The organism is Pseudanabaena sp. lw0831, assembly GCF_016584665.1.
Classification (GTDB): Bacteria; Cyanobacteriota; Cyanobacteriia; order Pseudanabaenales; family Pseudanabaenaceae; genus Pseudanabaena.
In genome coordinates, this window is sequence record NZ_BBJB01000080.1 from 19,835 (window position 1) to 33,638 (window position 13,804).

Genomic DNA, 13,804 nt, shown 5'->3' on the forward strand with positions numbered 1-13,804 from the left:
GATTTTGGGTTTTAAATGAGTGCATACTCATTTGAAACCACTATCTCTAAAAAATAAAGACTCGCATTGCGAGTCTTTATTTTTTGCTTGTGTTAGGTGTAATCATGCTTTAGAATATCCATCGGGAGAGATGGCAGAGTGGTCGAATGCGTTCGACTTGAAATCGAATGTTGTGAAAGCAACCGAGGGTTCGAATCCCTCTCTCTCCGTGATTACAAAAAGATGGGCTACCCACTGGGTAGCCCATCTTTTTTTGTTTAATCTTTTTCGATTTTCACCATCACTTTATCTTCAGTGATTGATAACAGGACGGGTGAATCTTGAGCAGATATGAGACTAGGATGACTAGGTTTAGAGGATTGAGGTTTATTTGCATTGCCCCAGTTGATAAATCTTGCCTTAAGCCATCGGAATGCAGGAGGCGTAGCAAACCATAGCACTACACCACTTAAAATAATTGAACTAATCCTGACGACTCCAGAGACTAGAGCTTCTAGGGGAATTAATGTACCTGCGTAGTAAGCGACCCCTGTGGTGAGTGTTCCCCAAACTATTGCACCCGTGGCATTAAAAAATAGAAATCGGGAATAGGACATCCCCGATAATCCTGCCATTGGCCCTGCAAAGATTCGTAAAATAGCTATAAAGCGCCCAAAAAAGACAGCCCGATCGGCGCTGCCACGAAATTTTTCACGGGCGATCGCAATTTCATCGCTGGGCATCCGAAATAACTTGCCGATTTTTTCTAATGCTGGCAAGCCTCCCCAACGACCTAACCAGTAACCCGCACTGTCTCCTAAGATCGCTCCTGCGACAGTACATAGCAAAACTAATGGATAGCGCAATTCACCATTTCCAGCTAAAAATCCACCAACTAAGGTGATCGTTTCCCCTGGTAATGGGATACCTGCATTCTCTAGCATGATGCCAAAGAAGACAATCCAGTATCCGTACTGCTGCGTCCATTCTTGAATAATTTCTAGCGAAAAAAACTCAAAATGCATGAGTTATGACTCAAAGTTTGATTTATTAAATGGTTTAAGTACCTCGGCATAATTAAAAACCCAGAGCCAAAATCTGTACCGCCCGCGTAGCGGGCGGTACAGATTTTGAGGTTTTATATTTAATTGTGCCTAGCTACTTATAAAAAATTGTTACTTTTTGTATCATTATAGGCGGTTATCGCGTTCTCAAATCAGTTGATGATGATTTATATCTCAAGCGTTACCTCTTTTGAGCTTACATTGCTTTGTGCTCAATCCCGAACCAATAAATTTTTTGAAAGTGTTGCAAAGCAAGACTTTTAAAAAATTTATTGGGGGTTCGTTTAATCGGAAATTGCTAAAAAAAGCTATAGGTTAATAGATATTGCATTAACAGGACATGCAGTAATGCATTGTTCGCATACCACACAGCGCGATCGCAAAAAGTTGAGTTGAAAAGTCTTCGGGTCGAGAGTCAAGGCTTCGGTTGGACATACGCCTGTACACAAGCCACAATCGACACAGGCAGTATCATCGATTACAATTTCGCGCCCATGTAATGAAACCTCGATATCTTGCGATCGCATCCAGTCCATCGCTTCTTCGAGTTGGTCAATATCGCCTGATAGCTCCAGCACCATTTTGCCAACTTTATTGGGGGCAACTTGGGCACGAATGATATTGGCGGCAATATTAAAATCTTTGGCAAGCCGATAGGTGATCGGAATGCTGATTGCTCGCTTGGGAAAGGTAAGATTAACTCTTTTTTTCATAATTGGTACTTTTTGAAGATTCCCGCCCTAATAAACCAGCAATTCTAATTATGAAACCAATTTTGATATTTTTACCATCGAATCTCAATCCAAAAAATAGAAGGGCGCGAAGCACCATTCTATTTTTAATATGAAAACCAATTTTGGCGTTTACAGCGCCGTAGGCGCTGTAAACGCCAAAATTGGTTTTCATAATTAGGGTTTCTAATAATAAAAAGTCAAACAGGACAAAAGCTGATAGACTTACGAAGACTTTTTGGGTTGCTGAAATTGGCTGGCAGATAGAGATATGGGTAAAATATTTATTTCCGCAGGTCACGGTGGTTTTGAGGGTTCATTTCGCGATCTAAGTGAGATGACGGGTGGAGCTATGGAAACTGCTGAATTAGCTGCCACAAGGGACTTGGTGATTGCCGAATTGCGATCGCGTGGTATTTCGATTACCATCCCTAGCGATGATTTAAATTTAACTGAGGCGATCGCATGGATTAATGCGAGAGCCACATCTCAAGATGTGGCTTTGTCGTTGCAGATTGATATCGCCAATGCTAGTGAATTACGCGGTACAACTGCCTATTACATTACTAATAATGCACTACGAAAACGACAAGCAGAAATACTTACCAGCGCCTTAACTAAGCGTGTACCAGAAATCATCAATCGCGGCGCAAAAGCGGATACGATCGCGGGCATAGGTAGTTTGAGTTTTTGCCGCCAAATTTCAGTTCCTTCTATTTTGCTGGAATTAGTTTTTTCTAACAATTCTCAAGACAAGTTATTAATGCAAACTAGGCGACGTGACTATGCGATCGGAATTGCTGATGGGTTGCAAGCATGGATTAACGAAACTGCCACGACGATTCCTGTATATACGCCATCCAATCGCCCTACAAATATTAAGCCTGTGGCTTATCCAGAGATTAATATCAATCTCAATGGTCAAAGTTATGAAGAAAAAGGGATTCTAGTTTCAGGCAATGTTTTTGTACCTGCGGATTTAGTCGATCGCCTCGGCTTCGATCTTAACCAAATCCCTCTAACCTGTCGTCTGCGTTATCAAAGTATTGTCTATGTACAAGCGATCGCGCTGCGCGAGCTAAATACTTCTGTATCTTGGGATAGCACTACACGCACCCTTTATTTGAAAACAATTTTTAAAGTTTTCACTGGACAAATCGATCAGATCATGGGGGTTGGCAATGCTTCGGAAGTACAGATGCTGATGTTTCTTAAAAATAATAATGAAGCAGTTCTCACAAATTATAGCGATCTACCCCAAATATATCGAGAAGAAGCAGAAATTGAAGGCGTAAATCATGATGTTGCTTTTTGTCAAATGTGCATTGAAACTGGCTTTCTCAGGTTTGTCAAAGGTATTGAACCTGAGAAAAATAATTTTGCTAGTTTGGGTGCAGCGGCTAGTTCTATGGCAAATGGATCAGCCGCCAGTTTTGCCGATCAGCGCACAGGTGTAAGAGCACATATCCAACAGCTTAAAGCTTATGCCAGTAATGCCCCGCTATTTAAACCTTTAGTTGCACCCAGATTCCATTTGGTGGCGAGAGGTATTGCCCCAGTCTTACATCAACTAACAGGACGTTGGGCGATCGATCCTCTCTACGATCGCAAGATACTCGCTCTCATTCGCCGTCTCTACGAATCCGCAGGCATTTTCTGATTTTTCGCAGAAGCGATCGCCTCAATCAAAGCTTTAGCTTCTTTTGCTCCTTCTGATTTTTGAAATTGCCAAGGGTAGGGCATTTTGCCGCTTAAAATCATGCGAATGCCGAGAGGGAAAATGCTTAATAATCCTTTGATATCTCGGAAGTTATTACCAACTACGCGCACTCCGAATTTGCTTTCGTCGATCCATCCATCTTCTTTGACTAGCTCAACCATCGCGTGACGATGACGTTGAGCGGTGGATTCTTGTAAATCTGTATTAGCGAGGATCTCATGTTTGATTTGGGAAATTCGATCTAGGGGTTGTACTTCTACTGGACAGACTTCGTTGCAGTTATAGCAGCGCGTGCAGTCCCAGACAAATCCTGATTCGTTATATTTTTCTACTCGTTCAGCCGTGCGATCGTCACGGTTGTCTGCCATGACTCGATATGCTTTCGCTAATGCATGGGGGCCAACAAAGCGATCGCTGACAGCCGCAGCATTACATTCTGAATAGCAGGAACCGCAGAGAATGCAATTGGCGGCGGCTTGGAGTTTGGCACGTTGGGCTGGGGTTTGGAGGTATTCAGTTTTGCTAATTTGCCGTGATGCAGTGGAGACGTAGGGATCGACTTTGGCAAGATTATCCCAAAACTTAGTCATGTCCACGATCAAGTCTTTGATCACGGGTAGATTTTGCATTGGTTCGATGACTAGTTCGGTATCGCGATCGCTCATCACTTCGCTGATATGTTTCTGACAAGCTAAGCCCGATCGCCCATTAATTCGCATTGAGCAAGAGCCGCAAATAGCATTGCGACAGTTGCGCCGAAAGCCGATGGAGCCATCCTGTTCGCTCTGGATTTTAATTAATGCATCTAATACTGTTGTGCGAGTTGGATCGGCTTCGATTTGAAAGGTTTGATAGGTGGGTTCGCTGGTGCGCGATGTTTGGCGGCGAAGCTTGACTTTAATATTCATGGTTGATATTGGCGATCGGGCTTTGTGCAGTAAGTTTAACTTTAACGCAATGTTTGATGGATGGGGCGATCGCTTTAATCGAGACGTTTTAATGAATATCAAGTTTTTAGCTGATATAATTCGCAGTAATCGAGTAAAGAATATGAAAAACTCTTTGAATCAGTATGGCTTCTAACTCCAGCATTAAATTTACGATCGCATTTAATGATCCTGATCTTGATTCAGAAGATCTTGATGAACAGTCTCAGCGCCTTGTGTCTGAGTTGAAGAAGATGGATGAGATCGATGAGGTGGATCGCGTAATTGATCCAAATCCGCCAGTAGGTAATAAATCAGGAGCAATAGGTGTTTCGGGGAGGTAAGGAAAGAAGAGAGTGCAGCAAAGCACTCAGCAAAGCTTTACCCCTTCTCTTGGCATTATGAACAAACTCAAAGAAACTCAAATACAAAGGTAACTTTTCTTGAGAAATACCGCAATGAGGTCTTAGCCAAGAGCGCAAAAGCGACCAAAAGTCTTCCATCGTATTGACATGAATTTCACAAAAAACATCGCCATCTTCATCTCGTGCCTATTCTCCTGCACCATGACAAACAGTTTTGTGTCCATAGCCCCAATCTTGTAAAGGGATGTAGATAGCATATTCGTCAATGTAAACAGAGCAATCGTTGCTTTAATCAGAGGCTCAATAGTTTGTTATTGCGCGTTTTCTAACATGCGAATTACCACTTCACCACCGCCCTGAATCATGCCGAAGATGGGTGGTTTTTCTTTCTCAAGTGTCCCCCCGCTCCCGCACCCAGGGCTGTTTCAAGAAAGGGTAAGAGAGTATTTAGATGAGTAAAGACGACATGGCAGGTATATTATGAGAAAAATGGTCAATTGCATTCTTTATTGAGGTAAAACCATGAATTCTAAATATAGAAAGTACCCAAGTCTTGATAATTGATAGATTAATCGGCGCATTTCCTGCCCTTTGAGGACTCTTATCTTTATCAAAAATTACATCTTTTACCCAATGTAGTCAGTTTTCAATCTGCCAATGTCCTCGAATCACTTTGGCAATCCGTGCAGATGTGGGTGGCAAAGAACTGAAGTAGTAACTCAATGTACTGTATGCATTGCCATCACGTTCACCAGAACGAGTTACCCGTATCACCGACTGCACATCTTTCCAGCTTGAAGCTATGTTTGGTGGCGGCGTAAATACCTCCACCAATCTCTGTACTTTGCGTCCTTTTGATTGTTCCTCCTCAATCTTGACTTTTGAATCGCTATTTCTTGTTCTGTCTGGACTCTAATCGCCTCTCGTAGTTTTGACTGATTTTTTTACTTTAATGATGTAGTCGTTGTTTCTTTTATCGTCTCCACTGTCTTCTTTTGACAATGTAATGCATCCATCGTAAAACACATGATTTTCTAATTTAAGCTGCGACAACAGTTGTTGAATAACACTGATTTCACTTTCTTTTTTGTTCTCCATGATTGCGGTTGCTACTACCACGCCTTGCTGTTGGGAGAATAGCGATACCATACTAATAAAGTTCTGTTGGTTATTGTCTGCATTACTTACTGTATTTCGCAGACTTTTGCCCTCTCCTGCAATCGCCTCTCCTGTTTGCCTTGTTTGTTCTTGCGCCCAGCTATTAAATGCACTATTAAGCTTGGCATAATCTACGGCTATCATGATTCGTCTGAGTGTTGAATATGACGGGGCTGTTCCTTGTTTGAGTGCTAGTTGCTTTATCAGATTGCGCCTATGTCTCTCGACAAATCTCTCTAATCCTCGGTAAGTATGCTTTCCGCTCATAATTCCCATGATGATGATCAGCAGGATTTGCCATAAGTCGTCCCGACTTCCTTGAGCTTCTCGTGGATCTGGTACTTCCTTCAAATAATCTACAATGTTTTTACTCATTTTCTACCTCATTTGACTTTATTTTCTGAAATTATCGACTATATTCTTTTCTTATGGCTATAATTTGCTTTTATTGTTTCCTTATTCATTCTTGAAACAACCCTGCTTTTGCTACCCTGTACAAACAAGTAGCCAAGAACTTGTGTTCTTGGCTACTTGCTCAAGTCATCTGAAGATGAATGAACGAAATCAACCCGTTGAAACGGGTTTCCTAGAATTATTCTTTAGTCTGCTTCAGCAGACTTTCGCTCTTAGCCCGCACTTGAGTGCAAGGCTATTCGAGTGCAAGGCTATTATAAAAGATTCCATTTCTCGCTAATTTCAAAAATATGAATACTCAACCTCAACCTGATAGGCAACCTTGTCCTGAGACTAAGCAAGAACCAATTCTCTGCGCTCACTGCCTGCGTACAGCCACTAATGGCATTAAATGCCAAGGTATTTGTGTTGCTGATAGTAATTATTGATTTCTATGTTGCTAATCGTTGCGGAACTTTACCGTTTCTCAATTAAGTATTCTTAGTAATTTACACTAGGGGCATAGCGATCAACTTATTACATGAATTATTAGTCTTTCTAAACTCAATTTGTTGTAATTACTAACCTTATATCTATGTCACAACCCACGATTGAATCTGTTTTACAAGAAAAGCGCTTGTTTGAGCCTTCTGCGGAGTTCTCGCAAGTAGCCCATATTAAAAGTCTTGCTGAATATCAACAAATTTACGATCGCGCAAAAGCCGATCCTGCTGCATTCTGGGCGGAGCTTGCCGAGCAGGAACTCCATTGGTTTGAGAAATGGCACACCGTTCTCGATTGGCAACCACCATCAGTGAAATGGTTTGATGGTGGCAAAATCAATATTTCCTATAACTGTCTTGATCGCCACTTGACCACTTGGCGCAAAAACAAAGCTGCTCTAATTTGGGAAGGCGAAAATGGCGACTCGCGCACGCTGACCTATGCCCAATTGCATCGCGAAGTCTGTCAATTTGCCAATGCCCTCAAACAATTAGGAGTTACAAAAGGCGATCGCGTTGGTATTTATATGCCGATGATTCCTGAAGCGGCGATCGCCATGCTTGCCTGTGCCAGAATCGGCGCAGTGCATGGAGTAGTATTCGGCGGATTTAGTGCTGAGGCTTTACGCGATCGCCTTGTCGATGCCGAGGCAAAACTCGTCATTACCGCCGATGGGGGTTGGCGCAAAGATGCGATCGTGCCTTTAAAAGAACAAGTGGATAAGGCGATCGCTAATGGAGCCGCTCCTTCTGTTACCGATGTCTTAGTTGTGAAACGTACTGGTCAAAATACGTATATGACCGCAGGGCGCGATCATTGGTGGCATGACTTGCAGCAGGGTGTTTCCGCTAAATGTGAAGCCGAACCAATGGATAGCGAAGATATGCTGTTCGTTCTCTACACTTCTGGCAGTACTGGTAAACCGAAGGGAGTCGTGCATACTACCGCTGGCTACAATCTGTATAGCCACATGACCACCAAATGGATTTTTGATCTCAAGGATACCGATGTTTATTGGTGTACAGCAGATGTGGGTTGGATTACAGGGCATAGCTATATTGTCTATGGTCCCTTATCCAATGGGGCGACGACACTGATGTACGAAGGAGCGCCACGCCCTTCTAACCTTGGCTGTTTTTGGGATGTCATTGAGAAGTATCAAGTCAGTGTTTTCTATACTGCACCCACCGCAATTCGCGCCTTTATCAAAATGGGCGAACATCATCCCAATACCCGCGATTTGACCTCACTGCGTTTACTAGGCACTGTGGGCGAGCCAATTAATCCTGAAGCTTGGATGTGGTATCACCGTGTGATTGGTGGTAGCCGCTGTCCGATTGTGGATACATGGTGGCAAACTGAAACAGGCGGAATTATGATTACAGCTCTCCCTGGCGCTGTACCGACCAAACCAGGTTCCGCTACACTTCCTTTCCCAGGAATTATTCCTGATATAGTCGATCTTGAGGGTAATTCAGCGCCTGATAATGAAGGTGGCTATCTAATCGTGCGTCATCCTTGGCCAGGGATGATGCGAACGGTTTACGGCGATCCCGATCGCTTCCGTAAGAGCTATTGGGAACATATTCCGCCCAAGGATGGCAACTATGTCTATTTTGCAGGTGATGGTGCGCGTAAGGATGAGGATGGATATTATTGGGTGATGGGTCGTGTCGATGATGTAATTAATGTGGCTGGACATCGTTTGGGAACCATGGAAATCGAATCAGCGCTAGTTTCTCATCCTGCGGTTGCGGAAGCTGCTGTAGTTGGTAAGCCTGATGAATTAAAGGGTGAAGATATCTTTGCTTTTGTAATTCTAGAAGGCGATCATCAACCTAGTGACGAACTCGCGAAGGAATTGAAGAAGCATGTTGTTGCAGAGATTGGCGCGATCGCACGTCCGAGTGAGATTCGCTTTGCGGAAGCTTTACCAAAAACGCGATCGGGTAAAATTATGCGCCGCCTATTGCGATCGCTAGCGGCTGGGCAAGAAATTACCAGCGATACTTCCACATTAGAAGATCGTTCGGTTCTCGATAAGTTACGTGAAGGGGCATAATACCAAAACACAAAGTGGCTACGCCACTTTGTGTTTTTAAAACCCTTACAGGGTTTGCTTTTTAATTCACAGAAGTGTTGTCACACTTTTGTGAATTGGTATAAATGAAACAAAGAAGGATCTCAACTAAATTGAGATCCTTCTTTGTGAATATTTTCAGGTTTTGTTTTACACCAAGCAAGTCAAACTCTTAATCACATTTTTATACTGTAATATTAAGAGTTGTTAAGAAATATAAAATATGCTGCAATCACGAAATTTTAATGATTTTAATATTGGTCATGTTAAAGTGCCAATCACACTAAACTCAAATAGCAAAAACGACTATGCCATCTTAATGCCCATAAATGAATCCGATGAACCAATTACAGGCAATTGGTCATTTCATTGGGAAGTTGATATTAGGAAAAGTGCCAAATCCGAAAAAAGAGTGTTAGTAAAATTTGAATACGAGAAGAAGGTACTTGGATTGGTGAATTATATAATTGGCGAAAATCGGAATACATTGGTTGTTGAGCATTTAGAAACAGAACAAAATGTGCAAGATAGGCTTGTTGAACCTATCGGAAAATGGTTATTATGGTATTGTTACAGAGTTGGCATCAAATTCTGCTTAGGTAAAGATGTAGAGAATAATCCTATGATTTTCCTTTTTTCTAAGCCTAAAGCATTCAACTACTACAAAGAAAAAATAGGCATGACCTATAAGAACTCTATACGTTTAGAACAAGGTGAAGTGTATGCGTTTACCGACTCAAGAAGCAGGGCGAAAGAATATATACAAAGTCTCATCACGCAATACGGTCAACCGATCCTCAATGAGGCGCAGCAAGATCTCTAGAGGGTTTGGAGTTATGGTTACATATCTAAAACCTGAAGAAGTTATGGCGGGGACTAAGAAAGTAAGAACTTACAAGGAGTGGGAGGAGTTACTTAGTGGAGATTTCGGTAAAGAAATTGGAATTGTTTGGTAACATAAAAACTTTCTACTCTAGACTTGTATCACCATAAACGACAGGGATATTATGCGATCGCTTGCCTCTGGACAATAAATCATCAGCGATACTTCCACTCTAGAATATCCTTCGATTTTAGATAAATTATGCGAATTTAAATAACAGAAAGAGGCTGTGCATCGCACAGCCTCTTTCTGTTATTTAAGCTCCGCTAGAGCTTTACGGGCTTGGGCTAAACCATCAATATTGCCTTGTCGATTAAAGAAACGCTCAGCATTTTCTAACATTTTGCGAGCTTCGATCGCACGTTGCTGGGTTGCCAGAAGCTTCCCTAAAGCTAGATAAGTCGGGGCATCCTCTGGCTCAGCCTCAAGAATTTGACGATAGGCGACGATCGCACCCGATAGAGAACCTTGCTGAATATAGATATCGGCGATCGCACGTTGCAACTCGATCAAATTATTAGCAGTGATATTTCGCGCTCCTGCGGCTCGACGCAAAGAGGAGATCGCTTCAGCATAATTACCTTCACTTTGGTAGACCCTAGAAATCGCAAGATTGGCTTGGGGATGACGCGGATTGATTTCTAAGGCACGTTTGTAATTAGCGATCGCCTCCTCATATTGATTTTGCTCAGCAAACAACCCACCAATTGCCACCAAGACATCGGCATCAAAGGGTGCAATCTTATCAGCTTGGTTATAAATAGCAAACGCACCCTTGCGATCGCCAGATAATTTCAATATATAGCCCAAATTCAGATAGCTTTTCGGATCTCTTGGAGCCGCCGCGATCGCTTGACGATAAACTTTGGCGGCTTCAGTATAATTTTTTTGTTCAGTCAACAAAAAACCGACGCTGTTATAGGCATCAATATTTTGGCGATCCAAGGCGATGACGCGACGATAAGCCGTTAAAGCATTGGGATAGTCTTTAATACGTACATAGACATATCCCAATGCATTAAAGGCTTTAGCATTATTCGCATCTAGTTTGGTCGCTTTGTCTAGAGCTGCAATCGCCCCAGAATAGTTGTTCTGTTGGGTTAATAAAAAGCCGAGACTAGTTAAAATGCGAGAATTTTTTGGCTCTAAATTCGCAGCCTGTTGATAAGCAGCGATCGCGCCTGAAATGTTATTGTTTTGCCACAGTTGCCGCCCCTGCCTGATCCATTCCGTAGCATCCTTTTTGTCTTGGGCATGAGCCTTTTCGCTAATCGGCATAGCGATCACCGTAGCGATTGTCATTACTAGAGCGAGATTGGTGAGTTTGGTGAGTGAGCGAAACAAGGGCATAAACTTTTTAATTTACGTTATTGACCGTAAAAATTCTATTCTTCTGGAGTTAACTCTTCCATCTTAACAAGCTCGACGGAGTTCGGGGCATTACGCGCATCGGTAAAATCCGTCCCATCAATACTTTTCAGTGTTGATAGATAAGTTCCTGTCAAATCTGCACCAATTAACTTGGCATTGGCAAGATTTGCCCAATTTAGCTTGGCGTTAGTTAAGTTTGCGCGGCTAAGATCCGCACCAGCCAGATTTGCACCAGTCAAATTTGCTCTTGTTAAATCTGCTTCCGTGAGGTTTGCACCACGCAGATCCGCACCGTTCAAACAAGCGCCTGTCAAAAAGGCATTCGATAAATTTGCTCGACATAGGCGCGATCGCGTCAGGTTAGCGCTAGTCAAAAACGCATTACTAAAATTCGTTTCCACCAATACCGCATCACTAAGATCGGCTTCAATCAAAAAAGCTTCAGAAAGATTTGCACCGATCAATGAAGCCTGTTCGAGAATTGTGCCATTGAGATTTGCTTGAATCAAAATTGAACCACTCAAGTTCGCTCTGATTAAATTAGCTAGATTTAGTTCCACATCCTCTAAATTAGCAATATCCAGCGTAATCTCTTCGAGATCTGATTCAATAAAATTTGCTCCAGACAAATTCGCTCCAGTCAAAATCAATCCACCGAGCGATCGCTTACTAAAGTCGCGATCGCCCAAAGCGTAACTTTCAAGAAGTTCTTTTGCGTTCATGGTTGAGGGAAAGACAATTAGTAACGATAACCTGAAGCAAGCAATTGCGCGACTGACTTAGCATGATAAGACAAGATAATATCTGCACCAGCACGCTTCATGCTTAACAGAGTTTCAAACATGACCTTCTTCTCATCAATCCAGCCCAGTTGCGCCGCCGCCTTGACCATCGCATATTCGCCACTGACGTTATAGGCTGCTACAGGTACATTAGTTGCTTCTTTGACCTTAGCGATGATATCCAAATAGGCGAGCGCAGGCTTCACCATCACAATATCTGCACCTTCGGCAATATCGAGATAGACTTCCTTAATTGCTTCACGGGAATTGGCGGGGTCCATTTGATAGGTCTTTTTATCGCCCGACTTGGGTGCAGAGCCTAGCGCATCACGAAATGGTCCATAGTAAGCGGATGCATATTTTGCGGAATAGGCAAGAATACCAACATTTTCAAATCCAGCTTCATCTAGTCCTTGCCGAATTGCACCAATGCGTCCATCCATCATGTCAGAAGGCGACACAAAATCAGTTCCTGCGGCAGCTTGGGAAATGGACATTTTGACCAAAACTTCCACTGTCTCATCATTAAGAATTACGCCATTGTCATCAATGATGCCATCATGTCCATGGGTGGTGAAAGGATCGAGAGCCACATCGGTGAAGATAATCACATCGGGGACTGCTGCCTTAATCGCCCGAACTGTACGCTGTGCTAGTCCTTCAGGATTAAAGCTTTCGCTACCAGTGAGGTCTTTTTTCTCTTCAGGTACAGCGGGAAAAAGGGCGATCGCCTTAATTCCTAAAGCATAAATCTCTTCTACTTCTTTAACCAACAGATCGAGGGTAAAGCGATAGGCTTCGGGCATGGATGGGATTTCAACACGATTATTCTCTCCTTCCATTACAAACATGGGATAGATAAAGTCATCTGTTGATAGATGATTTTCTCTAACGAGGCTGCGGACAGAAGGATTACGGCGGAGGCGACGAGGACGATGTGTGAGTTGCATTGATGTTTCTTAACTTAACTTTTCTTAATGGAGTTGCCTTAAAAGCATTGAGTAAAACATTTATTTTTCAGTTATGTATTATACCAGAATCCCTAACACTACAGCGATCGCGATAATTGCGATTAAGCAATTCTCATTATGACAATTTTGGCTTGATTTGGCGGCAGTTATTGAGAATAATTGCAATAGCAATCCTTGAAAAGCCTATATCTTCGTTGAAAATTTGTCGGTTTGGACAAAGCAAAAATCATAATGAGAATTGCTGATTGCGATTACTACCCAAAAAAGAATAATGGCACTTTGTACCATTTTTTATATTTGAAAACTTCAAAAATCAAAGAAAACATCTCATATTGGTAAAACATGCATATTTATTAGCTCTATCTCTGGCATTCGCAGGACTTTAAATCAGTATCTGTTGATTTGCATCCGATTTGTCTTTGATATTCAAGGATGTAAGTCGTTTGTCTTTTTGAGCAACGATAAGCTTCTCTTTTTTTATTCATCAAGTTGTAGCAAAGGTTTTGGAAAATACTTTTATTAATCTCCGCATCAATGTGTAAAGATTTAACATGTAAACAGTCCCCATTTGGAATACTTTCAAATATTACTCCAACCTCTTGCAACTCACATTCTTCTATCCAGATAAAATCAATATCCCTATTTTTTGGTGTTGCTGTAGCAGTCAGTGAAGCTACTACACCATAAAATTCACTCTCGGTGCTGACATACCAAAGACTGTGTTTTCGCTCAGCAGGAAAAATTCTCTCTGAGGCTAATTTAGCTCGCAAAGATAAGTCATTATCACCTTCCTGTGGATCCCAATGAGTACGCTTATTTAGTTTTCTGATAAAAATGCCAGAAAGAATATCAAAATCCGCAAGAGTTGGAAGCATAA

The 13,804-nt window shown here is 42.2% G+C and carries 16 protein-coding genes, 1 tRNA gene and 1 pseudogene; 7 read left to right on the forward strand and 11 right to left on the reverse strand.

The window, feature by feature from the left end; all coding sequences use genetic code 11:
- The first annotated feature begins 124 nt into the window (after positions 1–124).
- Positions 125–209: transfer RNA gene (locus APA_RS16995), tRNA-Ser, on the forward strand.
- Positions 210–257: 48 nt separating this feature from the next.
- Here the strand turns inward: APA_RS16995 and APA_RS17000 are convergent.
- From APA_RS17000 to APA_RS17010, 3 genes are all read right to left on the reverse strand, one after another.
- Positions 258–1,004: a DedA family protein gene (locus APA_RS17000; protein WP_201323443.1), complete on the reverse strand. Its 747-nt coding sequence runs from the start codon at positions 1,002–1,004 to the stop codon at positions 258–260.
- 347 nt (positions 1,005–1,351) lie between these two features.
- Positions 1,352–1,756: an NIL domain-containing protein gene (locus tag APA_RS17005; protein WP_201323444.1), complete on the reverse strand. Its 405-nt coding sequence runs from the start codon at positions 1,754–1,756 to the stop codon at positions 1,352–1,354.
- Entirely contained in the window at positions 1,740–1,949 is a 210-nt protein-coding gene (locus APA_RS17010) for a hypothetical protein (RefSeq protein ID WP_201323445.1), read from the reverse strand. Before APA_RS17010 ends, APA_RS17005 begins: the two co-directional genes overlap by 17 nt.
- A 96-nt stretch (positions 1,950–2,045) precedes the next feature.
- On the opposite strand from APA_RS17010, the gene APA_RS17015 reads away from it, so the two are divergent.
- Entirely contained in the window at positions 2,046–3,434 is a 1,389-nt protein-coding gene (locus APA_RS17015) for an N-acetylmuramoyl-L-alanine amidase (protein ID WP_201323446.1), read from the forward strand.
- Here the strand turns inward: APA_RS17015 and APA_RS17020 are convergent.
- On the reverse strand, positions 3,410–4,402 hold the full coding sequence (locus APA_RS17020) for a succinate dehydrogenase/fumarate reductase iron-sulfur subunit (RefSeq protein ID WP_201323447.1): 993 nt from the start codon (positions 4,400–4,402) through the stop codon (positions 3,410–3,412). The two genes, APA_RS17015 and APA_RS17020, sit on opposite strands and share 25 nt — an antisense overlap.
- Between APA_RS17020 and APA_RS17025 the strand changes: the two genes are divergently transcribed.
- Together APA_RS17025 and APA_RS17030 are read left to right on the forward strand one after the other, a co-directional pair.
- Positions 4,401–4,577, forward strand: coding sequence for a hypothetical protein (locus tag APA_RS17025; protein WP_201323448.1), 177 nt, complete (start codon positions 4,401–4,403; stop codon positions 4,575–4,577). The genes APA_RS17020 and APA_RS17025 overlap by 2 nt on opposite strands.
- Entirely contained in the window at positions 4,567–4,764 is a 198-nt protein-coding gene (locus APA_RS17030; protein WP_201323449.1) for a hypothetical protein, read from the forward strand. The genes APA_RS17025 and APA_RS17030 overlap by 11 nt, the downstream gene beginning before the upstream one ends.
- Here APA_RS17030 and APA_RS25835 read toward each other — a convergent pair.
- The 3 genes and pseudogenes from APA_RS25835 to APA_RS17040 form a co-directional block, all read right to left on the reverse strand.
- Positions 4,735–5,201: pseudogene (locus APA_RS25835) on the reverse strand (transposase); the annotation flags it as partial. The gene APA_RS17030 and the pseudogene APA_RS25835 overlap by 30 nt on opposite strands.
- Before the next feature lie 223 nt (positions 5,202–5,424).
- Entirely contained in the window at positions 5,425–5,568 is a 144-nt protein-coding gene (locus APA_RS17035; protein WP_201323450.1) for a hypothetical protein, read from the reverse strand.
- A 129-nt stretch (positions 5,569–5,697) separates the two neighbouring features.
- Positions 5,698–6,318, reverse strand: coding sequence for an ISAs1 family transposase (locus APA_RS17040; RefSeq protein ID WP_201323451.1), 621 nt, complete (start codon positions 6,316–6,318; stop codon positions 5,698–5,700).
- Positions 6,319–6,647: 329 nt separating this feature from the next.
- On the opposite strand from APA_RS17040, the gene APA_RS17045 reads away from it, so the two are divergent.
- The 3 genes from APA_RS17045 (at position 6,648) to APA_RS17055 (ending at position 9,743) form a co-directional block, all read left to right on the forward strand.
- Positions 6,648–6,785, forward strand: a complete 138-nt coding sequence (locus APA_RS17045; RefSeq protein WP_201323452.1) for a hypothetical protein — start codon at positions 6,648–6,650, stop codon at positions 6,783–6,785.
- A gap of 146 nt (positions 6,786–6,931) precedes the next feature.
- Positions 6,932–8,902, forward strand: coding sequence for an acetate--CoA ligase (gene acs / locus APA_RS17050; protein WP_201323453.1), 1,971 nt, complete (start codon positions 6,932–6,934; stop codon positions 8,900–8,902).
- Positions 8,903–9,143: 241 nt separating this feature from the next.
- Complete coding sequence (locus APA_RS17055) at positions 9,144–9,743, forward strand: hypothetical protein (protein ID WP_201323454.1); 600 nt, start codon at positions 9,144–9,146, stop codon at positions 9,741–9,743.
- A 312-nt stretch (positions 9,744–10,055) separates the two neighbouring features.
- Here the strand turns inward: APA_RS17055 and APA_RS17060 are convergent, their stop codons facing one another.
- The 4 genes from APA_RS17060 to APA_RS17075 form a co-directional block, all read right to left on the reverse strand.
- Positions 10,056–11,153, reverse strand: coding sequence for a lipopolysaccharide assembly protein LapB (locus tag APA_RS17060; RefSeq protein ID WP_201323455.1), 1,098 nt, complete (start codon positions 11,151–11,153; stop codon positions 10,056–10,058).
- A gap of 35 nt (positions 11,154–11,188) precedes the next feature.
- On the reverse strand, positions 11,189–11,896 hold the full coding sequence (locus tag APA_RS17065) for a pentapeptide repeat-containing protein (protein WP_201323456.1): 708 nt from the start codon (positions 11,894–11,896) through the stop codon (positions 11,189–11,191).
- A gap of 17 nt (positions 11,897–11,913) precedes the next feature.
- Complete coding sequence (gene hemB / locus APA_RS17070; RefSeq protein WP_201323457.1) at positions 11,914–12,906, reverse strand: porphobilinogen synthase; 993 nt, start codon at positions 12,904–12,906, stop codon at positions 11,914–11,916.
- A 380-nt stretch (positions 12,907–13,286) separates the two neighbouring features.
- Positions 13,287–13,802, reverse strand: a complete 516-nt coding sequence (locus APA_RS17075) for a hypothetical protein (RefSeq protein WP_201323458.1) — start codon at positions 13,800–13,802, stop codon at positions 13,287–13,289.
- Positions 13,803–13,804: the final 2 nt, after the last annotated feature.